We start from the raw sequence: 24931 nt of genomic DNA, 5'->3' as shown, positions 1-24931 counted from the left end.
CTGCTATCTGATTTCGCGACATGTTAAAATTACCCGTAGTACTGCTCAGCTTTGCTAATAATGATGCAGGCCGGCCCCTTGACACCAAATCCGAAAGTTCTGCCCTGAAAGATGCCCTGCTCCTGGTCGAGCATGAAGGCCTCGTAAATGTAGAGCGAGAGGAAAGTATCAATATGGAGGAGTTGCATAAAAGACTTCTCAATTATTATGATGACTTGGTCATCTTTCATTTTGCCGGACATGCAGATAGTACCGATCTCCTGCTGGAAGATGGAGAGGTAAATGGGAAAGGCATTGCCAAAATGCTGGGACAGGCACCTCATTTGCAATTGGTGTTCCTCAATGCCTGCGAAACACGTGAGCAGGCAGAAGCTTTTCTTGATCACGGAGTTAAAATTGTGATCGCAACTTCCTGGCCCATCAATGACACAAGGGCAATCAAATTTTCTCGTGCCTTTTATGAATCTTTATCTCGTAAGGATTCTATCGAGGAAGCCTTTGAGCGGGCGAAGGCCTATATGGAGGTCGAGACTGAAAGTGGAGGCCTGAGAAGCCTGAATTTTGGGGAGGAAGATGAGACAGAAGTAAGGACAGAGCTTCCCTGGAGGCTATATTTTCGTGAATCCAAGCATCTTTCCTGGAAGATTGATATAGATATCAAGATTCTCTTGAATTTGCGTTTAGGCTCCCAGCGTTTTTTGCAAAAGCTCTTAGCTGGCCCTTTCATCCATCACCAAAGTCTCATTTCCTCGCAAGAAGAAGATTTTGGTAAAAATGATACCTACGTAAGTGTAACTCTGAATAAAAAAGAAGAGCACCTCCTTCCAATTGGCCTTGAGAATCTGTGGATGAGAAATAAGAGCCATACCTGGCTCTATGGAGCTCCTGGTACGGGCAAAACCGGATCCGCTCTCCAGCTCTGGAATCGTTACCTTCATTTTGGCAGGACGGGGAAAAATATCCCTGTACCCATATTTGTAGATCTGGAAGAATACATAGAAGGGGAGGAATCCTATATCATCAATTTCATCTCCAAATACTATTTGGAACTGGAAGGCTATTCGGAAGACACAGAGAAGGAAGCCATCAATAAGATTTTGGGAACTACCCTGAGTTCGGGTATGCAAAATCAAATGCGTATTCCCGCTGTGATTCTTTTTCTGGATGGTAGCCTCAATCTTGGCAATCTTTTATATCAGGAAATAGAAAAACTATCTGGCTATCCAGGACTTCAAATTGTCTGTACCACCAGTAAAGCAAATGCGGAAGAGGTTTTTCGCCTGGGTTTTCATAGCATGGAGATCAAACCGCTGGTCGAAGATGAGATCAAAGATCGGATCAAGACGGAATTAGGGAGCTATCGACAGGAAATCAGAGAACTTGTAAAAAGCAATAGGTTGTGGCTTTCTCTTTTCTATGAATTTTATGATAAGATTCAGGAAGAGAAAAATCAGGAAGGCTATGTATTTATTCGAGATTTCAATACCGAAGGAGAGTTTCTTTGGAATTATTTCGAAGCTCGACTTTTATCACAAACCAATACCATACAGGAAATCGGCCGCAAAAGGTCCAGCCTGAATTTTTACCGTTTTTATGTTCGACATTTCATCCCTTTGCTAGCCTATCGCATGCAGGTTGAAGGAAGAACAGAGCTTTCGGAGGATGAATTGATGCAGGAGATCAACGAAATCAGTCATCATTTCTACCAACCCTGGTTTCTCAAAGCTTTTCCTGAATACAGACGAGATTTCAAGAACTTTTTATTGCTGGCGGAAGATTGGGTGGCGGAATCAGAACGACTGGCTGTCATCATTGATCTGTGCAAAGATTTCTCCATTTTCATCGAAGGCTTTAAGACCTATAGTGTTATCCAGCCTGGAAAGGAATTTGTGCATTTGCAGAAAGTCAGGACCTATCGTTTCTCCAACAATTATTTTGCAAACTTTCTTTCGGCTACCCATATCTGGCAAAATGCAAAAGCCAGCCTGATTCAGGGAACCTTACCCGATACTTTAAGAGAAAACAAGATCGATCCGCCCGTCCGTAAAATGCTGGGCCATTTAGATCGAATAGGAAGAAATAGCGAAGAACAGGTCCTTATCAAGATCCTCGAAAGATGCAGAGGAATATTTGACCAGCCGACCCTGGGACAAACGATTTGGAACATCCTCAATGTATGGAATGATGTAAAGGGATATCTGATGGGGATTTCTTTGGTCAAACTGGATTTGCGGGGAATACGTCTTTCCAGACTATCCAAAGAATTGACCTATGAACCTTATTTCCTTTCCTCTGATCTTAGTATGTCTTTGGTGAATTGGGAGGACATCTTTTTTGATAAGGGAGGCTATGTGAAAGACTTTGTATACAGTGGAAATGGAGACATCATTGTTACCGGAGAATCAGATGGAACAATTCGCCTTTGGGATACCGAATACGATATCTGCTATAAGATCATAGAGGGACATGAAGTCCCGATCAGCACGGTCTGTCTGACCAATGAGGGCCGCTATATCATCAGTGCGGGGGCAGAAGGAAGTATCAAATTTTGGGATCAGCATACGGAGGTTTGTTTACTGGAGCAAAAAATGGGACATACCCATGATGATGGAACTCCTCTGGGTATCCTGGATTTGGCTTATCATCCGATTCCTGGGGAAGTGGAAACAAAATTCTGGTTATTGAGCAGTTGTGTTCATGACCATAGCATCAGCGTGTGGAAAGTAGATTTAGAGCAAAGGGAAGCCAAACTCGAACATGAATTGGTCTTTCATCAGGATGCTGTCAGAAGTGTTGACATGCATATTTTTAAAAATAAATCTGCTAAAGCGGATGAATCTGATCTAACTATTCGAATCATTGCAGGTTCCTGGGATAATACGGTCTCTATTTGGGATGGTGTTTCGGGCTCTCTTATGTCAGTTTTGGATATGCATGTAAGTCGGGTCCATTGTGTGAGTTTCAGTGAAGATGGAGAATATTTTGCCAGTGGCTCTAGTGATGATACCGTAATCATCTGGAAAACTGAAAACCCCAATCATTTCTACCGAAGACTGAAAGGGCATACGAGGGGAATTGATAGCTTACAATTCAAATACAGGAAATCGGATAAGAAGAAGAAAAATCAAAAGGATCAATTCCACTTAATAAGTGCGGCCAGTGATGATAAGATCATCATTTGGGATTTGGATCAGATTGACTGGAGTGAAAACAGCCCTAATAATCTTTCTACCAAAACGCTGAATCATCATGTATTGCCTTTAGGCTATGCCCGCGAGGTGAATTGTGTACACTTTGATCCGCAAAGCAATCAGTTTGCTTATGCAACTTCAGATGGCCGTTTGCGGATTTGGGAGTTAAGGGGAGAGCGTTTTACGGAAAGGAATATACTCTACAATACCTATGAACTGCATGTGCAGGGATGTCGCTTCCGTGATCTGCATCCGCAAAGCAATCTCTTTGAACGAGAGACCAGTTTTATGGATCAGCATGAAGGGGAGAAGGAAGTAACCAAAGAAATGCTGCTAAGACAGTATGGTGCTATTATACGGGAAGAAGATGAAGAGATCTGGAACAAGATCGTGGTGAAGATGAGCTATGTGTAAAAAGGAAAAAACGAATGTCATCTCGACCTCTGTGGAGGGACCTGAATCAAATAATAAAGGCCGCTTTTTGCAAAGCGGCCTTATATATTTTAAACGAGTTGTAATCATTTTGATTTCTTGGGCGCCATGATCATGATCATGCGGCGTCCTTCCATTTTTGGATGCATTTCGATTTTGGCTAGTTCTTCGAGTTCTTCTGCAAACTTCGCCAACATATCAGCACCTCTGTTCTTATATATGATGTTCCTTCCACGGAACTGAACATATGCTTTTAGTTTGTTTCCTTCGGAGAGGAATTTCTGTGCATGTCGGAGTTTGAAATTGAAATCGTGATCGTCCGTATTGGGACCAAAACGGATTTCTTTCATTACGATCGTATGCTGCTTTGATTTTTGCGCTTTCTCCCTCTTCTTCTGCTCATAGCGGAATTTTGAGTATTCAACGATGCGACATACGGGAGGCTGAGCCTTAGGGGCAACCTCTACAAGGTCAAGGCCTAATTCCATGGCCATTTGTAGAGCTTTAGATGTTTGGAATACTCCATCTTCCACATCTCCTAACTCTTCCTTGTGTGCGTCCATACCAACTACTCTTATCTCTGGGACTCTTATCTCCGCATTGATTCTGTGTGGCCTAACATTTCTCCTCCTTGGCTGAGGTCTACTTGATCTTCTTTTTGCCAAATTGCTTTAAATTATGGTTCGTTTTATGGTGATAAATAATCGAGAATTTAATATAATCAAATTCAATAAAGTAGCAAAAGCCTGAAAAGCATTTTGTTACAGCTCCCGAATATGCAATTTTTATGCTGATTCCTACAAGCTATGACAAAATTTCAGTGATTTCTGCCTGAAAATGTTCAATAAATTCCTTTTCTGTCATAGTTCCGAGGTCTCCCTGCTTCCTTTTTCTGACAGAAACTCCATTATTTTCTATTTCTTTCTCCCCAACAATTAGCATGTAAGGGAATTTTTTTAGTTCTGCATCTCTAATCTTTCTGCCAATCTTCTCATATCTTTCATCTACTTCAACTCTGATTCCCTGATCGCGCAATCTATTTCTCAACTCAAAGCAGTGATCGTTAAATTTCTCAGTAATAGGCAGAATGATGGCTTGTACAGGAGCCAGCCAAAGGGGGAAATCTCCTCCGGTATGCTCGATCAGTACAGCAACAAATCGCTCCAAAGATCCGAATGGCGCACGGTGAATCATCACCGGACGATGTTTATCATTATCTGCCCCGATATATTCCAGTTCAAAGCGATCGGGTAATTGATAATCAACCTGGATGGTACCCAATTGCCACTCCCTTCTCAAAGCATCTCGCACCATGAAGTCCAGTTTCGGACCATAGAATGCCGCTTCCCCTTTCACATGCACAGTTTCCAGACCTTTTTCATTGGCAGCTTCGATGATTGCCTGCTCGGCCATGTCCCATTGCTCAGTAGCGCCAAAGTACTTTTCCGGCTTTTCAGGATCGCGCAGAGAAACCTGCGCCTTAAATTCTTTGAAATCGAGAATCTTGAAGATATAGAGTACAATGTCTATCACCTTCATGAATTCCTCTTTCACCTGATCCGGACGGCAAAAGATATGGGCATCGTCCTGGGTAAATCCTCTTACCCGGGTCAATCCATGCAATTCGCCACTTTGCTCGTAGCGATATACAGTTCCAAACTCTGCCAATCGCAAAGGCAGTTCACGATAGGAGCGTGGACGAGTTTTGTAAATCTCACAGTGATGCGGGCAGTTCATGGGTTTGAGCAAAAACTCTTCTCCCTCATGAGGGGTATGAATAGGCTGAAAAGAATCCTCTCCATATTTCTCATAGTGCCCGGAAGTTACATAGAGGTCCTTCTTCCCGATATGCGGGGTGATAACCTGCTCATACCCTCCTTTTTCCTGAACTTTCTTCAGAAAATCAACCAAAGTCTCACGCAAACGGGTTCCTTTTGGCAACCACATAGGCAAACCCATTCCTACTTTTTCTGAGAAAGTAAAGAGCTCGAGTTCTTTTCCTACTTTTCTGTGATCTCGCTTTTTGGCTTCCTCCAGCATTTCGAGATGTTGATCCAGTTCTTTCTTTTTGGGGAAAGAAATGGCATACAAACGAGTCAGCTGTTTATTCTTTTCATCCCCTCTCCAGTATGCACCGGCAGTATTGAGGATTTTTACGGCTTTGATGACCTTGGAATTAGGGATATGCCCCCCTTTACACAGGTCCACAAAGTTTCCACTATGGTAGAATGTGATATTGCCATCATCCAGGCCTTCGATCAGTTCTACCTTATATTCATTTCCTTTTTCTTTATAGTGGGCCAAAGCATCCGCTTTGCTGATAGGGACCCGTTCAAAAGTTTCTCCACTTCTTGCCAGTTCAATGAAACGCTTTTCTACTTTCTGAAAATCATCCTGATTGAACTCATGATCTCCAAAGTCGATATCATAATAGAAACCTCTTTCAATGGGTGGTCCGAATCCCAATTTTGCACCGGGATATAATTCTTCAATTGCTTCTGCAAGAATATGAGCCGAAGAGTGCCACATCGTTTCTTTCCCCTCCTGATCTCTCCATGTGAGGATCTGGATATCTGCATCTTCTGTGATGGGGCGGCTCAGCTCGTAAATGTCTCCATTTACTTTGATCGATAGTGCCACCCGGGCAAGTCCTTCACTGATATCCATGGCAATTTTCTCTCCGCTTACTCCGGAGGGATACTCTTTTACCATGCCATCAGGCAATGTGATCTTAATATTTTCGGCCATAATTGCGTCTTTGAGGGCGCAAAGATAAGAAGGGAAGCGGAATTTTTGTAAGAAAAGAGCGGTTTTTGAGAGCCGGAGGAAAAATTAGCAGGAAGCATAGGGGAAAACGCTCAATCCTATGTCCTTACTGGGAATCACGATTAGAACCTGTCTCGCTCAGGGATGCTTACTATGTACCTCTATTGGAGGTGCACATGAGCTCTAACTTTCGCATTACCTAAAAACATTTTCTATGACCAGATCTACTTCTGCCTTTTTGCTCCTATGGCTATGTTTTCCCTTTTATAACCTACTAGGCCAGGGAGAACAAATTTTTGATGATGCCATAGTCCATGAAATTCAACTCAGCTTCAGTGATTCTGATTTTTGGACTACCCTGAGTGACAATTATGAAAACAACTATCCCAACATTCCCTATATCATGGCCAATGCTGTGATAGATGGGGAAATTCTCGATTCCATCGGGGTACGCCTAAAGGGCTTTTCCTCTACTTTCATCGCAACCCCAAAAAAATCCATCAAACTAGACTTCAATGAATATGTCAGTGGAAAGAAATATGATGGACTCAAAAAGATTAACCTCAATAATGGAGAAGGAGATCCTGCTATTCTTCGAGATAAATTATGCTATGATATTTTGAGGAATTCAGGCGTAAAGGTACCCCGTACTGCTTATGCAAAGGTCTATTTGAATGGGACTTATTGGGGGCTCTATTTATTGGTGGAGCAAATAGACCGAACGTTTCTGGATGAAAACTTTGGGACAGATGAGGGAAATCTCTTCAAGAATATGGGCAATTCGGATTTGAGTTGGCAGGGAAGGGACACTAGCCTATACCAACAGGAGTTCGAATTGAAAACTCCAGCAAGGGCAGGTGCCTGGAATCGCTTTGTCAATTTGCTGGATGTCCTGAACAATAGTTCCGATCAGGATTTTAAAGATGCCATTGCACAGGTATTTGATGTAGAATTATACCTGAAAGTTCTGGCAGTGGATGTCGCCACTTCTAATTGGGATTCTTATATAGAGCATGGGCGGAACTTTTATATGTATGAGAACCCCAATTCCGGGAAGTTTCAATGGATTCCCTGGGATTATAATCTCGCTATGGGGGGAACTTTTAGTTCTGCCGGAGAAGATCCAAATCCCCCGGATTCTCTTCGCAAAGATTCCCTTGCCGTATCTCAATGCCCGACAGTAATTAATGGATCCGTTCCTTATCCTCCCGAGGATACCATTTTACAGGAGGTTATGAGCCTGGACGAAGCCTGTTGTTATATTGGTTGGGATGGGATTTGTCAGGATTTATATACCCGACTGTCAAATGGAGATACCCTGGGTGGAGGGGGAGGTTTTCCTTTCGGCTATCCGACTTTTCCTGTAAATATGGACACCTCTTCAAAGGTGCTTATCAATCGACTTCTTGCAGTACCTGAATACAATGAAATTTACTATCAGACCTGGTGTCGATTGCTGGAAGATAACTTTACCACAGAAAGACTATTTCCCATCATTGATACGATTGGGAATCTGATTAGACCCCACATACAGACAGATGTAAATTACCCCTGGAGCTTGCAGAACTTTGAAGGCGATCTGGATCAGGGCAATGATACCATTCCCGGTCTAAAGCGCTTTATCGGTTCTCGGATTGCAGAACATAGCATGCAGTTAGGAAATTTGTATGATTGCAGTCAACTGAATTCAAGTCTTTCTTTTCGGGAAGTGGTAATCAATGAATTTTGTGCTTCCTGTGATTCCCTTTCGGGACTTGCAGATGCAAATGGAGAGTATGATGACTGGATAGAAATATACAATACGACCTCATCGGAGGTTGATCTTTCTCATGCGTACCTATCCGACAATATTTCGAACCCTCAAAAATGGGCCTTTCCTGCAGGAACTCGATTAGGTCCACACGCCTATATGATTATCTGGGCTGACAATGATGAAGGCCAGGAGGGATTACACGCAAACTTTAAACTTTCAAAAGCAGGTGAATCCATTATCCTTATGGATAATAACACGATCCTGGATTCACTGAGCTATGAAGCCCAAAGCTCCAATCAGACCTTTGCCAGAAAGCCCAATGGAAGTGGAAACTTTCTGGCTGGGAGCCCTACGTTCAAGGCTACCAATGACTGGGTGACGGGTATCGGGGAGCGCTGGCCCGAAGAAATGCGGCTAAGCGTTTTCCCAAATCCCGCTCATGACCGATTGAATGTCAATTTTGAAGATCAACTTTTGGCTGGAACACAGGCTTTTTTACTCAATATGATGGGCCAGGAAATTATGAGGAAAGAGCTAAAAGAAATAGAAAACAGTTTCTATCTGGGAGAACTTGCCCTGGGGATGTATCTCCTGAGGATTGAAAACAGAAATCGACAAGTATACCTGATAAAACGGATAGAAATCAATTAGAATTAGCTAACATAGATGGACATAAGAGCTCTCCTGATGTTTCGCATCGGTGAGAGTTCTTCTTTTTTAGGTTTGGAGGAAATCCGTGATCCATTGCGAAAAAAGAGCTCTATGTGGATCTTTCTCAAGACTCTTCAAACCTTTTTGGACAGTTTCCCTCCCCATCCTTTCCACCCGATCTTCCATGAGCTTTCTGTCATAGGCTTTCGAAAATTCGGGATGCCCCTGAATGCCTAGCATATGATCTCCTTTCTGAATGATGGCGTATTCAACCGTAGGCCCTGTAGCCAGGACTTCTGTATCTGGAGGGAGCTTATGAACCTGATCCTGACACATCATGAGGATATTGAGGGGGGCTTCCTTTTCTCTCATCCAATCCTTCTCCTGGATCATATCAAAACTGTGGACACCTACGCACCATCCCTTCGCTGATTTTTCCACCTTACCTCCCGTCGATTCTGCGAGGAGTTGATGACCAAAACAGACTCCCACAAATTTCTTTTTTGCCTGATCAAGCTGGCTAACAAATTCCTTGAGCTGAATGATCCAATCGACCTCTTCATAAACCGAATATTTGGAACCGCTAGCCAAATAGCCATCGCAGGCTTCTATGCTATCCGGGAATTGACCATCACAGACGAAATAATCCACCATCTCAAGCTTCGGGAGTAGTTTCCTGAACATTTCCGGATAGCTGCCATTAATGTGAACGTATTGTTTCAGGACATGATCACAAATCAGAAGTCCAATTTTCTTTGCCATGAGTGAGGGTTGAAATTTATACGAAAGCTAAGCTACTTTTTTTGCCATAAAAGGACTAAATTACTAGAGGTCGAAATATTAGTATTGTCGAATTTAAGGCAGAAGTCATGGAAAAATCTTCAGAGGAAGTACATCTGATTTCACGATGGAAAATCAAAAATGGATACCAGAAAGAAGCGGAGAAAGTTCTGGTTCAATTTGAGGAGCGGGCTCGAAATGAGCCTGGGACGCTTAGTTATTTGATCCATAGACCCATGTGGGACATAGATTTAGTTTCCAAACCTACTCCTAGCCAATTAGAGGTGCTTTTTTATGAGCGCTATGCCAATAAGGAAGCTTTTCTCAGCCATGTAAACGGGCAAAAGGAGTTTATGCGAGCACATGGTTACTTTGAATATTTTGTTCCCCCGCCTAATTCGCCTGGGAGCGCTTCAGAAATGGTGGAATTTCTGCGGCTGGAAAGGGGGTATCTTCAAAAGTGAAACAGTTGCCTATCGAAACAGACAACTGCAGAAAAGATACACATTAAATAATTTTTCTATTATCCCATACCGATCAGGATAAATGAGATAGTTGATTCTCTTTGACACAATCTTCCAGAGCCTTTGCTACCAGGAGGGTATATGATTCAACTGCCTCTTCTTTTTTTCTGGCTTCAAGTACCGAGATGACCAGATAAATTTCATCCGGATTCAGGCTTACCTGGGCTAGGAAGGCTTTTACTGGAATCCCTTCTAGCAGGCCTTCATAATATCTGCCGACGAGGATGGAAGAATAAGCAGAGCAAATCCTTCGTGCAACCAGACTAAGTTGTACTTCCGCATCTTCGTATTTATTGGGTAGACATTCGGAACCTCCTTTGAGGCGCATGATCTGCAGATACAATTCGTCTTTGTGACTCTGGCCCAGGGATCTGCCACCTAAGGCCTGGTTTAGTTTGGGTCTCTTGGAACTAAAGGGGAATTCAAGGAATTCTTTTTCTCGGTTTTCTGAACTGGCTATCTGCCGAAATTCCTGCCCAATCCCATCCCTCGAAGGCTCTCTGGGAGCTCCGTTCCTTTTTCTGTATTTCATTTTTTGTCTTTGTTTGTTGAAAGGCGTTTATCAGAATTTACTCATATGTCCCTGTATCATGTGCATAAGAACGAAGTCCAATGCCTGGGTCCATGCTGCTCCGATGTTTTCATTGTATAAATCTCCCATTTCAGCTTCGATGGTTTCGAGCATGGCTTCTTTTACCACCGGATAATGTGCGGGCATTACCCCATATTTAGCATGGTTTTTTCCTAAACTTTTCAGGCCTAATTTCAAGTGTCCGGGTCTACTCAGGCTATAGACTATTCCTCCAAGCATATGCGTCAGAAGTCTGCCCTGGATAGTCATATTGTTTTTGAACATAGAGCGAACCTGTGGAGCCTTCTCGAATACCCTTTTGTAAAAACTTTCGGCAAAACCTTCCTCATCTTTCAATAAAACACTCAGAGAAGCTTGTACTTCCAGATTCATATCGGGTTTGCGGAAAGATTTAACCCCATGGAGCTTCAGACTGTCTTCTTTTCCTTTTAAGGTTGAATCCATTTCCTCCTTCAATTCAAGTATACCATCCGGCAACTTTGCAAGAAAGTCTTCTGAGATCAGGATTTTGGATTCGATTTCTTTGGTTTCGGATTGTATTCTATTGGCAATATTGATGGGATCGCCAATGACTGCAAATTGTCTGTGTTTGGGGTGGCCCATGTGTCCGAGGTAGGCTTTGCCATAATGGATACCTATCCCTATGTCAAACTGGTTGCCCAGGTCTTTCAGTTCAAATTGATTGAGCCTTTCCAGGGCATATTGCATACCCAATGCTGCTCGTATAGCATCGGTGCAATTTTTCTCCACATCTCCGCCAGCTGTTCCAAAGATGCCTACAATCTCATCGCCAACATACTGATAAATGATGCCATTGTTTACCAAAATGGGATCACCCAGTAAGGTGTAAAAACGATTGAGCATATGCACCATATCGAAAACCAGGTTCTGACTGGTGATTTCTGTAAAGTTCCTCAGATCACAACAAAGGATGATAATTTCTCTTTCCTCTCCTCCGGAATCTCCTATAAATTCCGTCTGCAGTTGGCTAATCTCCGCACTGGACCAGACCAACCTTTGTACTACGACATCGCCCTTGGGTTTGGCCTGGCATGCGAGGCGAATACCATGATCCCATTTCCTTTTGTGGGCAATCTCTTTCTCCAGGGCCGTTTTAGGACTTAGATTGTTCATTCCATCCAATACCCGCACCCGACAGGTCGTACATTTTCCATTTCCGCCACATTCGTGAACGTGAGAAATCCTTTCTTCAATCGACACATCGAGGATGCTATAATTGGGGTCGTAACAGGGAAAGGATTGATTCATGCCGACATAAGTAACCTTGGGGGCATCTTTCTTTTCTTCCGCTTGTGGGCTTTGTTCGTAATTATCCATAACAATAGATCTTATAGGATTCAATATCCCAAAGACTCAGGATATTTGTAGGGCTAAATGATTACTTGGTAAGGTATTTTGAGTAGTTGGTAAGACTTGGGGCTAAAGAGGCCTTGCGGTCGAATTCCACAAAGCCTCAAATATCACAGTATCTAATTTTTAGAATAACCGCAGGATCTCTTCTCGCTTGGATCTGGAGACGGGTACGGAAAGTTTATTCGTCATAAGCAGATAGCCACCTTCTGTTCTGACATATTCCTTGATGTGGTTGGTATTAACTAAATGGCTGTGATGAGAGCGGAAGAAATGATGTTCCCCCAAAAGTTCTTCAAATTCCTTGAGGGTTTTCGAAATGAGTTTCTTTCTCCCGTCTGCCAGAAAGACACGGGTATAATTGCTATCTGCTTCGCAGGCAATGATCTCATGAGGTTGGACAAACTCTATACTTTCCTTGGTCGCTAAGGCGATCTTTATAGGGGCTTCATTGTCTTCTTTTATATTGCTGAAGAGTACTTTGAGTTGTTCTGAGCTAATCTGCTGAGCTGATTTTTGCTTGTGCTTTTCTATAGCTTGTCCAAGTTCCTGGGTCTGGATGGGTTTGAGTAAATAATCCAGCGCACTGAATTTGATGGCTTTGATCCCAAATTCATCATAGGCGGTAGTAAAAATGACATCAAAATTTACTTTCCCCAGATTTCGAAGTACCTCAAAACCATTCATGCGAGGCATCTCAATATCTATAAACAAGAGATTGATATTCGCAGTTTGAAGAAAATTAAAGGCTTCTTCGGGATTGGTAAATGTTGCCACGATTTCCACTTCCGGGCAGAACTTCTCGATTTTCCATTTAAGGGTCTCCACCGAGTGCTTTTCGTCGTCGAGTATTACGGATTTTATCATGGTAGCATATTTAGTGCTCACGTACTCAGGTGTTCTGGTATTCTCGTGCTGCTGTAAAAACTACAGGAACACTGGAACAGCTGAAAACAAGAAGACTTCCTAAATAGGTATCTCCAATACAACCTGAGTACCTGCTGCTATTCCTGCATCATCTACCAGGTCATGTATGCTTACGCTTGCATTTAGATCGTGTAAAAAATTTATTGCTTCTATTTTGTCGTGAGTAATCTGCATACCCATAGACTTGTTTTTCTTTTTGTTTACTCCTTTGGATTTAAGCTCCATAGCTTTTTTTCTTCCGATTCCATTGTCTGTAATCGTACCTATGATGAGCTCTTCCTTTTCATCCAATTCCACTTTTACTTCAATCTTCCCCGAGCCCTCTTTTTGCATCAATCCGTGCCAGATCGCGTTTTCTACATAGGGTTGAAAAAGCATAGGTGGTATTTGTATCAATTCGGGATCGAGGTTTTTGCTTGCCTTAACTTCGTATTCAAATTTATTGTCAAATCTAAGGCTCTCAATTTCAATATACAGTTTTAATGCATCCAAATCATCTTTCAGGGAGATGTAATTGGATCTGCTATTATTGAGGATGAGTCGAATCAGTCTGGAGAAACGATTGAGGTATTCGGAGGCCAGGACGGATTCATTTTTGATGATAAAGTAGTCGATAGAGTTGAGGCTGTTGAAGATGAAATGAGGATTCATTTGAGCCGTGAGGGCATTCATTTTTACCTCCGCCAGTTTCTTTTCAAAGCTGGTCCTCATTTGCTCTTTCTCTACTGCTCTCTTTACCCGATAGTGATACCAAAGTATAGCCAGGCAAATCAGAAAAGTAATCCCAAAGGCACGTGCAAAATAGGTGTCATACCAAAATTTGTCAATCTTTATGCTGGCAGTAGCTACCTGAGGATTCCAAATCCCATCTTTATTACTGACCATCAATTTGAAGGTGTATTCGCCGCCTTTTAGATTGGGATAAGAAATGCTGTTTCTATCTCTCAGGGTTCGCCACTCCTGATCTACGCCCTCGAGCTTATGCTTGTATTTGCGCTTGTTTGAACTTGTCTGATCAATGGCCGAGAAATCGAAACTCAGATAATACTCTCCGGCTTCCAGGTAATGAGATTTCTTGAAATAGAAAGCAGAATCACTTTCTATTGCTTCGTCATTGATATCGATGTTTCTGATGTAGGGGATAGGCATTCTTTCATCCTTACTCAAATTCAGGGGATCAAAAAAATGAATACCTTTTCTGGACCCATATACCATTTGGCCATTAGGCATGGTAGTCAGTTTTTCGGCTACATGTACCTTAAGTTCCCTATCCTTAAAGACAAAACCTTCTCCCTCATTATAGATCTCAGTGCTATGATCTTTGGGGTTATATTTTAACAAACCAAAGGTGGTTAGGATAAAGTAGTTTCCTTTTTGGTCAAAGGAGGAAGTGGTCGCAGCTGCAAAGCCCAGCTCGCTCATACCTTCAAGATTGGGATACTTTTCACTGGGAATATGATCTTTTAGGTTTAATAAACGGCTATGTTCGGCGGAAAGGTCCTCTACCGGTATCTTTGCCAACTTCAACAGCTCGGACAAGACATAGACCGTATCGCCCAGTTCAGCTATATCTCCAATTTCTGCATTGGAAAAATCTTGAATCAGGATGGGAAAGTCCATTTGATTTTTTACCTCCTCCGTTTTGGGATCAAAAACAAGGAATCCATCGCATATTCCTGAAAACCAGATTCTCCCTTTCTTGTCTTGAAACATGGCTGCGGCTGTATGAGATTCCGGGCAAAATTCTGGGAAATCAGGCCAGGATTTATAACTGTTTTCATCCAGATTGAGGTAATATAATCCTCGCCTGTATAGTAGCCAGAGGGCATTTTCTTTTCTGTCGCGAATGAACTTCAATCCTCTTCCTGCTTCTTCCAGAGAGAAGGGGAGTTTCATGGGTTTGAGAAGGCCTGCAGATCTATCAAGGAAATAGGTATTCGAGTTCGCAATTACAATCACGCGGCCTTTATTATCTGTTTGTACCCCTGTTGCATCAAAAATTTGACCATCCCGACCCACAGCCGGATAGATTTTCCAGCTTTTTTTCCTGAGGTCGTATTCATACAATCCATCGCCGCCAAAAACAGCCAGGTAAACTTTTCTTCCGGAGGGCTCTACATAAATCTCTGTAATCACATGATAAGCCTTGGGAAGATTTGATTCATAATATGCGCTTAAGCATTGGTTCTGAATGGGATCATAAACAGCAAGTCCATTTGCATTACTTGCCCAAATCCGTTCTGAACTATCCATAAATTCTATCCGGAAGCTTTTTCCTGAGCTGGGATCCATTTTCCTAACTTCTTCAATCTTATCCTCTATCGTATTGTATACAGCTATGCCTTCATTGGAAGAAAAACACAGGCGATTTTGGCTATGGGGGAAAATCTTGTAACTCCTCCAGGTGTCAAATATGGATATACCTTTTACAAATTTTTCCTGTCGGGGATCAAACTTTAAATACTGATAAGGGCTGGGGGTAGAGGTTCCCGGTCGAATGGATGCATAAATGTAATGCGAGGAAGTATCCTGATAGAGGTAGCCAATGATCTTGCTACTTTTGAGTTTTTCCAGTTGGGGTTTGATTAATTCGGCTTTCCCCTTATTTATATCATATTTAAAGAATCCCCCGACTGCTCCTATCCAAAGGATATGATCTCTGTCAGGGTCCTGTAAAATATGATGGATGTTGTTGTACATCCCAAATCTGGAATCGGTGCTGTCCTCCAGGATGAGGTGGTAGCTTAACTCTCGGCTTTCGAGATCAACATGATAGAATCCTTTCCGGCTTCCTACCCATAGCCGATCATTTCTATCCAAGTGAAGGGCATTTACATAATGTTCGAATTCTTTTTTAATCCCTGTTACGGTAAACTGTTCTACTTTTTGGGATTTGAGGTCCATATTGTATAGTCCCAAATAGCTTCCCAGCCAGATGATATCTCTTTTCTTATCGACCAGTAATTTTGAATAATAGGCCTGGGGCAGGCCTTCTTTCTTGATGACTTCAACGCGGGTTCCATCATATCTACTCAAACCATTATTGCTACCTATCCAAAAGAAGCCATAGGAGTCCTCAGCGATGCTCTTTATATAGTTGTCAGGAAGGCCTTCATCCGTAGTGAGGATAAAACTGGGATTGTCCCAATTGACCTGTGCGTGTAAAGGGTGGTGATATACTACTTCCAGCAGCAGCAAAGATAGTATGCCGAATTTTTGCAGGATGTGGAAGTAATGAGTTTTCATTTTATTGGACTTGGGACAAGGATAATAGATTTGATTTGTTGCGATCAGGGCCTGGGTAAAAATCAGGAAAATCCCTGCGATCCGAGGAGGTAAATGAGTAGTTGGTATGTTTTTTTGAGTAGTTGGTAAAGAAGATGTGGAAAACCTATGTGGACAAAGAATTGTTACAGGCTATTTGAGGTCGCTGATTTTTTCTTAGCTTTGTTTCTATGTCTAATTATGTTGTATCGGCTCGCAAGTATCGCCCGGATACTTTTGCATCAGTGGTGGGGCAGGCACATGTAACGCATACGCTTAAGAGTGCGATCCTGCTGGATCAGCTTGCGCATGCTTTTTTGTTTTCCGGGCCCAGAGGAGTTGGCAAGACTACTTGTGCCCGGATTCTGGCCAAGAGTATCAACTGCGAGAACCTGCAACAAGACGGAGAACCCTGTAATTCCTGTGAATCCTGCCAATCTTATAATCAGGGAAAGAGCATAAACATTCACGAACTGGATGCTGCCTCTAATAATAGCGTTGATGATATTCGTAATCTGATTGAGCAGACTCGCTATGTTCCTGCCAATGGAAAGAAAAGTGTTTACATCATAGATGAGGTTCACATGCTTTCGCAGGCTGCATTCAATGCTTTCCTCAAGACATTGGAAGAACCGCCGGATCACGTGCTATTTATTCTGGCTACAACAGAAAAGCATAAGATTCTGCCGACCATTCTTTCCCGGGTACAGAAATTTGATTTTCGCCGGATCAAGGTAGATGATATTGCCCGGCATTTAGAGCATATCTGTAAGGCAGAAGAAATCGACTACGAATTTGCAGCTTTACAACAAATTGCCTTGAAAGCTGATGGAGCGCTCAGAGATGGTCTGAGTCTTTTCGACCAACTTGTCAGTTTTACCGGAAAGAAACTCAACTTTGAATCAGTTCTCGAGAATCTGAATATTCTCGATTATGACTATTATTTCAAGGCAGTAGAAAAGATATCTGAAAAAGATCATAGCTCCCTCTTACTCCTTCTGGAAGAGATCATGGAGCGTGGCTTTGAACCGAAGGATTTTATTGTAGGTCTGACTGTTCATTTTAGAAATCTGCTCGTTTGTCTGGATCCAAAAACAGTTTCTCTTTTGGAAACTTCTGAAAATGTGAAGAAAAGATATCAGGAACAAAGTGCGAGCATGTCTCCCGGTTTTTTGCTGAACGCTTTCAATCTCTGCTCAGAATCTGAAAAAGAAGCCCGCTATGCCACCCATCCCAGGCTCAAGGTAGAACTGGCTTTGATCAAGCTGGCCCACCTCAGTGAAGCCATGCAAATTGTAGCGACACAGGAGACTGTGGATAAAAAAAAAATCCTAAGCTAGAAAGTCCACCTCCTGCAGCCAAAGCGCTAGCTGAAAGCCCTGCAATTCCAGCAAAAAAAGAAGAAATATCCACTCCCATAGCAGAAGTTGAAACCCCAGTTGTAAAGGAAGAAATAAGTGTTTCGCAAAGTGCACCAAAGGTCGCCTCTAAAAGGAAATCCAATGGCGCTTTGAAGCTGGGAGGAAATAGTTTTGAAGCAATTCAGAATCAGTTAAAAGAAAAGGCCGAGCTGAAAAAACAGCTTTCCAAGCAACAGGAGGTAGAAATCAGCAAGGAGATCAGGCCTGAGATCCAATTAGACCTTTCTGCCTTTGAAAAACACCTGGCTGATTATGTTGAAAAGCTAAAGAGTCAAAATAAAATGAATCTGGCCTCTGCCATCCTCAATGGGAAGAGTACTTTTACCCACAATAAATGGGAGCTGGCAGTGGAGAATCATATCTTCAAAGGATACATTGAACATGAACAGGACCTGTTGCCTTATTTGAGAGATAAACTGGACCAAAGTTCCTTGTTTATTGAGGTGATTGTTGATGAAAGCCTGGTCCCTGAAAAAGAAGAAATTCCCTATACGGAAGAAGGGAAATTGGAGGCGATGAACAAGAAAAATCCTTTGGTACAAAAATTGCAGAAAATATTTAAAACCAGAATTATTTACGAATAAAAGTATTATAGGTAAATAACTTTCGAAATTTGCGTTTTTGAATTTAAAGTGTTTTTTTTGAGAAATAATCCTGAAAAAGATTATTTCGTTCTCAATACAAAACTAATTTCTAGAAAAAGCAGAACGTAAACAATTTTTCCCTCTTTAATATAGAAAAAGTCGAAAAACTACTTCTACCTAGACTGCTTTTTTCAATTTTTGTTAAACTTCGATCCTCCAATATGCTACCTATTAATTCCATAGAATTGTATATTTCAGTTCGGAGCTACATCAACCCATTGTTTAATACCCAATGACTATGCAAGAGAACCTCGACGCCAAAGCTGATAAGCTATCGCGCCTGGAAAAAAGTCTGTTCGAGCTTAGCGCTGTGATCAACAGACACCAGGAAATAGTTCAACGGCGGTTTAAAGTTACAGCAGTAGAGATTGATATCTTGAAACTGCTGAGTGATGAGGGCGACAAAAAAATGAAGGACATTGGAGACCGTGTTAGGGTAAAATTGAGTAACCTGACCAATATTATTGATCGCTTGGAAACGCAGAAGCTTGTAAAGCGCGTAAACTCAAAAACTGACAGACGATCTATTTATGTCCACATTACTACTAAGGGTAAAAAATTACTTGCAGACTATGCTGATTTCCTGAGAGAACTCTCAACCCGAATGAAGCAAGTAATGCAAGACGATCAATTCGGTATTCTTGTGGAAGGATTGGAAAAGATTTCCAAAGTAAGCCTTCCCGAAGCATAATACCGATTGCTCACAGCCTTTGCAGGCTAATTAGACTTATTCAAACAAAAGCACAGTTCTATTGAGAGCTGTGCTTTATTTTTTACCCGCAGGTACTATCTCTATCGCCATTCTGAATCTCTGATTCCAGTACGGATCGGATAGGATGTCCTTTCTCACGCCATTGCTTACGGTCGAATGGATGAATTCAATTTCACCATCTTCCACTTTACTGACCATCGCTACATGATTGATGCCTTTCCCTTTGTAGGAATGGAAAAAGAGAAGGTCGCCAGGACCGATCTCGGAAATGGACACTTTTCGCCCACTTTCAGCCATTGCATGTGATGTGCGAGGCAGTCTGATCCCAACAGATGCATAAGACTGACAGATCAAACCTGAGCAGTCGATGCCTTTCTCTGTATCTCCTGCATAGAGATAAGGAGTGCCGATAAATGTATCAGCTGTATTAAGGATCTGTTTGAGGTCTTTATGGATGACCTTTGGGGCAATGGGAATTTTTGGTGAAACATCTACTTTCGGAGCTTCCGTTTCTTCTTTAACAACAATCGGAGCTTTCACATCTGTTTTACCGATCGGAGCAGGCTCATCGTAATATACACGAGTGGTCTGACTCTGCGGTTCCATATGATTTGAAGCTACAAGATCTGTGGATGCAATAGCACTTTTGGGTGCGGGTACTTCTTTTTTAGGAGAAGTATGTTTCAGCAAATAACTGTATTGCTGAACTTTCAGTTGAGGTGAGCAAGCGACAAAAAATGGGGCTAAACATAGGATACCCAGTTTAGCTAATCCTTTGAATGGGTTCATGGGGTTTGTCTGGTTACAACCTCCTTTTGCAAGGAACGTTCCAATGAATTATCCGGAAAGCGACAGTTTTAGTTAAATCATAACTTTTGCCCAAATGGACAATTTTTCGGATTTGGCAAAAAAATGTTCGCCTTCGATCAATCTTATTAGAAGATACGGTCTTTTTTCTCTCTGATATAGTAGATTTTGAAGGAAAGCTTACAGAGGTAAGAGCGTATGCGAGTGTTCAGGTGTTAAAGTATTCTGCTGCATGCCAAACAAGAATACGTGAACACAAGAACACGATAACTACTCTCGTATTAGAGTAGTTCCTCATTTGGATCCCAATAGATCTCTTTAAAATTCTGAACCTGCATATCTACGATCTTTACACCTTCAGCTTCCAGAGATTTATCCATCGGTCGATCTTTGGGAAAATTGTGGGCACCACTGAGGAGTCCATTTCGATTGACAACCCGATGAGCGGGAACATCCAGGCCATCAAAACTCCCGCCCAGGGCATAGCCGACCATGCGGGAGGCTTTATTGGCACCCAGATATCGGGCAATAGCGCCATAACTGCTGACTCGTCCTTTGGGGATGAGCTTTACGACTTCATAGACGTCTTCGTAGAATTGTTTACGATCTATCTTTCCCGTTTTTTTCCGGTTCATGCCAGACAGTGAGTTTGTGGATGAGCAACATATTTAACCAAAACATAGCCCCTACCTTATCTACTTCCAGTAATTCATTTAACAAACTATGGAAAAGGATGGTGCTTACGCTCAAAAGGGCCAGCATCAAAAATGACCTCATCTCCGGATCTTTGATTCGGGGATAGAGGCGAGCAGCCTGAATAAGCATATATACGCAGAAGGCGATGAAAAGCAATCCCCCGATAATTCCCTGTTCTGAAAAGGTCAGAAGAAAATAGTTGTGGGTAGTAGATTGTTCCGGATTATCACTTACATAGGTCCGGAAAGCATCGTCTGTATATCGTTTGTAAACCTGGTTAAAGGTACTGGGACCTGCCCCCAGAACTGGCATGTCCGCAATCATGTTTTTGGCGGCTACCCATCGATAGAATCGTTCCATACTGGAAATCTCTGTACCGGTAAAAGTCGCAGCCAAATGTCCACTGATATCTCCTTCATGCCAGACGGTTTTCTGGTAGTTAGGAGCGAACTCATAGAATTTGTTGTCATTGAGTAGCCAGCCCAATGCAAGGGTAGCAAGTAGGAGGACTACATATATGAGTTTGTCAAAAATCTTCCGTTTGATCGCGAGGTCGATAAGCGGCAATACACAAATCGCAGCCCATGCACCTCTCTTATACGTGATGATGGTAGCAAAAGCCAGAATAAGCGTCCCTATAATAATAAGATACCATTCCACACTTTTAGGGCTATACCAGGTCCTTGCATACCAGCACCAGGGCAAAAAGAGTACGAGGGTCGCAGAGTATACTACTCCATTTGGGAATATAGGATAGGGGACTAGATTGGATTGCTCAAAGGAAAAGCCATCCAGGCTGTGGCGTATGGTGATTCCGATACTTACCAGCACCATAGGTACAAAGAAGGCCCAGAAGATTTTTTTGATTGAAGCAGGTCTTGTTATAATCCGTTCGGCGATATAGACAAAGGCAGCCAGATACCATACCCTCGACATGAGGAATTTTATGGATCGCAGCGGATATTCTGATGTAATGGTAGTAAAGGCAGTCCAAAACAGGATCATAAAGATCAGAATATGGAAGGGATAGAGTTTGCCTTTTAGGTTAAACTGCTTACCCGAAGCCAGATTCACCAAAAAAATCAAGAGAAAAAGAAGCATCAAGGGCTCCGAAACTACATCTATGGCCAAATCTCCCATCTCATAATGCAGGGAGCAGGGAATAGAAAAGATCAAGAGGTAATAAAGGGGACGGTAATTATAGACTACCTGTAAAAGCACAATTGCTCCCAGAGGCAGCGCGAGCAAAAACCAGATTTTGTATTGAAGGGTAAGCCAGATTGTACCCCATAACAAAAGCGCAATGGCAGCCAATCCGAGATTGTGCCAAATCTTTAGAGGTATTTTATCCAGTAATTTCTCCATTCAGCCCTTCACGGCAAATATTTAGTAGGCTTCCTTTTCATTGGGGAAGTCCTGAGATTTTACGTCTCCAATATACGCAGAAACCGCCTCCTTAATCACGTCAAATAAATTTGCATAGCGTCGTAAAAATCTTGGGCTAAAGTCCTTATTGATTCCTAGCATATCGTGGAGAACCAGTACTTGTCCATCACAATCCGGCCCGGCCCCAATTCCAATTGTAGGAATCTTAAGTTTGGCGCTTGTCTGCTTAGCCAAATCACGGGGAATCTTTTCCAGGACGATTCCGAAGGCACCTGCTTTTTGCAAACTCTTGGCATCGGAAATCAATTGTTTGGCTTCTTCTTCTTCTTTGGCCCTAACGGTATAGGTTCCGTATTTATAAATAGACTGAGGCATAAGGCCCAAATGCCCCATTACTGGGATACCCGCACTCACAATCCGCTTTACCGAATCTACAATGAACTCTCCTCCCTCCATTTTGATGGCATGTGCCCCGGATTCCTTCATAATTCGAATTGCACTTTTGAGTGCTGCCCGGGAGTCTCCCTGGTAATGACCAAAAGGAAGGTCCACGACTACCAATGCCCGTTTCGCAGCTTTTACTACTGAACAGGCATGATCGATCATTTGATCAAGGGTAATGGGAAGGGTAGTTTCATGTCCATGTATCACATTGGATGCAGAATCTCCTACTAAAATGACATCGATTCCTGCTTCATCCACGATACGGGTCATGGAAAAATCGTAGGAAGTGAGCATGGAAATTTTCTCACCACGTTCCTTCATGGCACGCAGTACATGAGTGGTTACGCGTTTAACATCTTTTTTTGCCGTAGACATAGATCTTCTATTCGAGTTTAGCAGTCTTTTAATCAGAATTGGAACAAAAGTAGAATAATAATTCCATTTCAAGGGCGTTTATTTTACCAAATTAGGGACTTGGTTACATTTAGATTGCTTTGTGGGTCTTTTTGCTTTGATTATCAGCCAAAAAGCCCTTATTTTCATATCTGAGATAGGTTTGTTGCCTACATAAAGCTGTGTATGAGTATCCCTACCGGTAAAAAAATTCTGGTTGTCGAGGACGATGAAGTAAACCTCATGATTGCCGAGCATATCCTCGGTAAAGAAGGCCATAGTGTAAAATCTGCCATCAATGGTGAGCAGGCCATCAATTATGTTCAGGATGAGTCTTTTGACCTGATTCTAATGGATATAGAAATGCCTATCATGGGCGGATTAGAAGCAACTCCTATCATCCGGGAAATGCAAAATGGCAAAGCAATTCCCATTATTGCCCTTACCGCACACTCTATCCCTGAGAAACTGGAAGAGTTCATGCACGCAGGCATGAATGGCTACATCATCAAACCCTTTGATGGGACAAAGTTTCAGAAAGTATCTGAAAAATACTTTCAAAGTTGACAATCCCAGACAAAAAATATTTGGAGCTTATGACTACTACCAAATCTGGAACCATCTCCAACGCTTTGTCTAGGGGTAAAATTTCTCTATATTTCGCCTTTAATATATCCCGCTTTAATTAATAAGCCTTGCAATGAAAAGACTGTATATACTGGGCCTGATTATGATGAGCTTGCTTGCTGTACAAGCCCAGGAGTCAGCCAATTTTCTGATCGACACGGTTTACTTTGAATTTGACCGTTACGATCTGCCTCCGAGTTCAGCTGCTGAGCTGGATTCGATGATTACTCAGTTTGGAACTTATCCATCATACTACATTGAGATATTTGGTCATACCGATAGCATCGGTTCTGATGGATATAACCTCAAACTCTCGGAGTTAAGGGCCCGTGCGGTCTCTCTTTATCTTACCGGAAAAGGAGTGGACCTCAATCGGATCACCTATGAAGGATTGGGTACGACTAAACCTGTAGCTTCAAATCTTTCCTTCTCCGGAAGGAGAAAGAATCGAAGAGCAGATATCGCAGTGGTATTTACGAGTGAAGTCTATACTCCTCCTGTGGTAGAACAAGCCCCTCAGGAAGAATTACCACCTGTAGAAGTAGATCCTGCTTCAATCACGGATACCATTTATGCCGATTACAATCCCGTGCCTATCAAAGTTGGCCGTAGAAATTACATCATTTCTCCCAGAGGTCTGGTTGTAATTGTTCCTCCGGGAAGTTTTGTAACAGAGGATGATGAAGTTATGTGGCAAATGAAAGAGCTATATGACCGTAGTGACATGTTGAAAAACAACATGCCTACCATCAGTAAAGATGGGCCACTCGAAGCTGCAGGAAGTTTCTCTATCAATGCTACTGCTGGTGGAAGAGCTGTAAGGGTTCAACCCAATGCCAATTTTGAGGTTCTTCTTCCTACTACTCGTAGGGATAAGGAAATGGGACTCTATGCCGGTAGCGGAGGATCCAGAGGAGGAACTCGCCGAAGAGGTCGCTCTCGCAATGCGCCGGAAGGTGGTACGCCCGGTTTCAATGCGGTGAAAAGCTGGCAGGAAATAGAAAATGAAGAGGTACTGTATAAAGGTACTCAGAAGTCATATTCCTTCAAGGTCCCTTCTATTGGTCGTTATGCCATCGCCCGTCCTTTGTACTATTCTCAGAATACAGAAAGAAAGGATAAGGGAATCGATGTTTTTGTGAAGTTTAAAGGAAAGAGATTTGATCGCGGAACTACTGCGATGATCACCGGTGAGGTTGTCAAAACTTACATTCCCCTTCGCAAAAAAGACTTGAGAAATTATGAGGCTACCAAAGTGAAATTTGTCGATACGGAAACCAATATGATTCTCGTGGCGGTTCAGTATGATAAAGATGGGACTCCTTATCTTATCAAAAGAGATTTCAAAGTTGGAAACCTCCTCAAGAAGAAAGGAAAGAAAAGCAAAAGACTTCCTTATATAAAACTGAAAGCTAAATTCCGCAAAGTCGATCAGGATCGCCTGAACGAATTGCTGGAAGAGTTGGATGTTTAAGAAGTTTTTGTGTGTTAGGGTAATGCATACATCTATCCTGATTCCGAACCGTGTTAGTGTGTTAGCGTATATGTGT

Annotated in this window: 19 protein-coding genes; 8 read left to right on the top strand and 11 right to left on the bottom strand. The window is 42.3% G+C overall.

The window, feature by feature from the left end:
• Positions 1-20 precede the first annotated feature (20 nt).
• Positions 21-3605: a CHAT domain-containing protein gene (locus tag R8P61_20485; GenBank protein ID MDW3649459.1), complete on the top strand. Its 3585-nt coding sequence runs from the start codon at positions 21-23 to the stop codon at positions 3603-3605.
• Positions 3606-3709: 104 nt separating this feature from the next.
• Here the strand turns inward: R8P61_20485 and infC are convergent, their stop codons facing one another.
• Both infC and thrS read right to left on the bottom strand, forming a co-directional pair.
• Positions 3710-4288 carry a translation initiation factor IF-3 gene (infC, locus tag R8P61_20480; protein MDW3649458.1) on the bottom strand — a complete coding sequence of 193 codons (579 nt, stop codon included), beginning with the start codon at positions 4286-4288 and terminating at the stop codon, positions 3710-3712.
• 139 nt (positions 4289-4427) lie between these two features.
• Positions 4428-6371 carry a threonine--tRNA ligase gene (gene thrS, locus R8P61_20475; GenBank protein ID MDW3649457.1) on the bottom strand — a complete coding sequence of 648 codons (1944 nt, stop codon included), beginning with the start codon at positions 6369-6371 and terminating at the stop codon, positions 4428-4430.
• A 232-nt stretch (positions 6372-6603) separates the two neighbouring features.
• On the opposite strand from thrS, the gene R8P61_20470 reads away from it, so the two are divergent.
• Positions 6604-8793, top strand: a complete 2190-nt coding sequence (locus tag R8P61_20470; protein MDW3649456.1) for a CotH kinase family protein — start codon at positions 6604-6606, stop codon at positions 8791-8793.
• Positions 8794-8859: 66 nt separating this feature from the next.
• Here the strand turns inward: R8P61_20470 and R8P61_20465 are convergent, their stop codons facing one another.
• Positions 8860-9555 carry an amidotransferase gene (locus tag R8P61_20465; GenBank protein ID MDW3649455.1) on the bottom strand — a complete coding sequence of 232 codons (696 nt, stop codon included), beginning with the start codon at positions 9553-9555 and terminating at the stop codon, positions 8860-8862.
• Positions 9556-9662: 107 nt separating this feature from the next.
• Here R8P61_20465 and R8P61_20460 point away from each other — a divergent pair, with 107 nt between their 5' ends.
• The gene (locus R8P61_20460; GenBank protein MDW3649454.1) at positions 9663-10037 is read left to right on the top strand and encodes an antibiotic biosynthesis monooxygenase family protein; all 375 of its coding nucleotides are present in this window, start codon (positions 9663-9665) and stop codon (positions 10035-10037) included.
• A gap of 73 nt (positions 10038-10110) precedes the next feature.
• Here the strand turns inward: R8P61_20460 and R8P61_20455 are convergent, their stop codons facing one another.
• The 4 genes from R8P61_20455 to R8P61_20440 form a co-directional block, all read right to left on the bottom strand.
• Complete coding sequence (locus R8P61_20455) at positions 10111-10629, bottom strand: hypothetical protein (protein ID MDW3649453.1); 519 nt, start codon at positions 10627-10629, stop codon at positions 10111-10113.
• Between the two features lie 30 nt (positions 10630-10659).
• Positions 10660-12027: an adenylate/guanylate cyclase domain-containing protein gene (locus tag R8P61_20450; GenBank protein MDW3649452.1), complete on the bottom strand. Its 1368-nt coding sequence runs from the start codon at positions 12025-12027 to the stop codon at positions 10660-10662.
• A gap of 159 nt (positions 12028-12186) precedes the next feature.
• Positions 12187-12927, bottom strand: coding sequence for a LytTR family DNA-binding domain-containing protein (locus R8P61_20445; GenBank protein MDW3649451.1), 741 nt, complete (start codon positions 12925-12927; stop codon positions 12187-12189).
• A 99-nt stretch (positions 12928-13026) separates the two neighbouring features.
• Positions 13027-16233 (bottom strand): histidine kinase, encoded by a 3207-nt coding sequence (locus tag R8P61_20440; GenBank protein MDW3649450.1) that lies wholly within the window; start codon positions 16231-16233, stop codon positions 13027-13029.
• A gap of 209 nt (positions 16234-16442) precedes the next feature.
• On the opposite strand from R8P61_20440, the gene dnaX reads away from it, so the two are divergent.
• From dnaX to R8P61_20425, 3 genes are all read left to right on the top strand, one after another.
• Complete coding sequence (gene dnaX / locus R8P61_20435; GenBank protein ID MDW3649449.1) at positions 16443-17591, top strand: DNA polymerase III subunit gamma/tau; 1149 nt, start codon at positions 16443-16445, stop codon at positions 17589-17591.
• A 170-nt stretch (positions 17592-17761) separates the two neighbouring features.
• Positions 17762-18256, top strand: coding sequence for a hypothetical protein (locus R8P61_20430; protein ID MDW3649448.1), 495 nt, complete (start codon positions 17762-17764; stop codon positions 18254-18256).
• Between the two features lie 298 nt (positions 18257-18554).
• Positions 18555-19007 (top strand): MarR family transcriptional regulator, encoded by a 453-nt coding sequence (locus R8P61_20425; protein MDW3649447.1) that lies wholly within the window; start codon positions 18555-18557, stop codon positions 19005-19007.
• A 75-nt stretch (positions 19008-19082) separates the two neighbouring features.
• Here the strand turns inward: R8P61_20425 and R8P61_20420 are convergent, their stop codons facing one another.
• From R8P61_20420 to panB, 4 genes are all read right to left on the bottom strand, one after another.
• Positions 19083-19817, bottom strand: a complete 735-nt coding sequence (locus tag R8P61_20420) for a C40 family peptidase (GenBank protein ID MDW3649446.1) — start codon at positions 19815-19817, stop codon at positions 19083-19085.
• A 299-nt stretch (positions 19818-20116) separates the two neighbouring features.
• The gene (locus R8P61_20415) at positions 20117-20470 is read right to left on the bottom strand and encodes an MGMT family protein (GenBank protein ID MDW3649445.1); all 354 of its coding nucleotides are present in this window, start codon (positions 20468-20470) and stop codon (positions 20117-20119) included.
• Positions 20436-21896 carry an O-antigen ligase family protein gene (locus tag R8P61_20410; GenBank protein MDW3649444.1) on the bottom strand — a complete coding sequence of 487 codons (1461 nt, stop codon included), beginning with the start codon at positions 21894-21896 and terminating at the stop codon, positions 20436-20438. Before R8P61_20410 ends, R8P61_20415 begins: the two co-directional genes overlap by 35 nt.
• Before the next feature lie 21 nt (positions 21897-21917).
• A complete protein-coding gene (panB, locus tag R8P61_20405; protein MDW3649443.1) occupies positions 21918-22736 on the bottom strand; it encodes a 3-methyl-2-oxobutanoate hydroxymethyltransferase in 819 nt (272 codons plus the stop codon).
• A 204-nt stretch (positions 22737-22940) separates the two neighbouring features.
• Here panB and R8P61_20400 point away from each other — a divergent pair, with 204 nt between their 5' ends.
• Together R8P61_20400 and R8P61_20395 are read left to right on the top strand one after the other, a co-directional pair.
• A complete protein-coding gene (locus R8P61_20400; protein ID MDW3649442.1) occupies positions 22941-23321 on the top strand; it encodes a response regulator in 381 nt (126 codons plus the stop codon).
• Positions 23322-23454: 133 nt separating this feature from the next.
• Positions 23455-24855 carry an OmpA family protein gene (locus R8P61_20395; protein MDW3649441.1) on the top strand — a complete coding sequence of 467 codons (1401 nt, stop codon included), beginning with the start codon at positions 23455-23457 and terminating at the stop codon, positions 24853-24855.
• Positions 24856-24931 lie beyond the last annotated feature (76 nt).

The organism is Bacteroidia bacterium (assembly GCA_033391075.1).
Lineage (GTDB): Bacteria > Bacteroidota > Bacteroidia > J057 > J057 > JAWPMV01.
The sequence above is the reverse complement of the archived record's forward strand: the minus strand, read 5'-3'. Positions and strand labels throughout refer to the sequence as shown.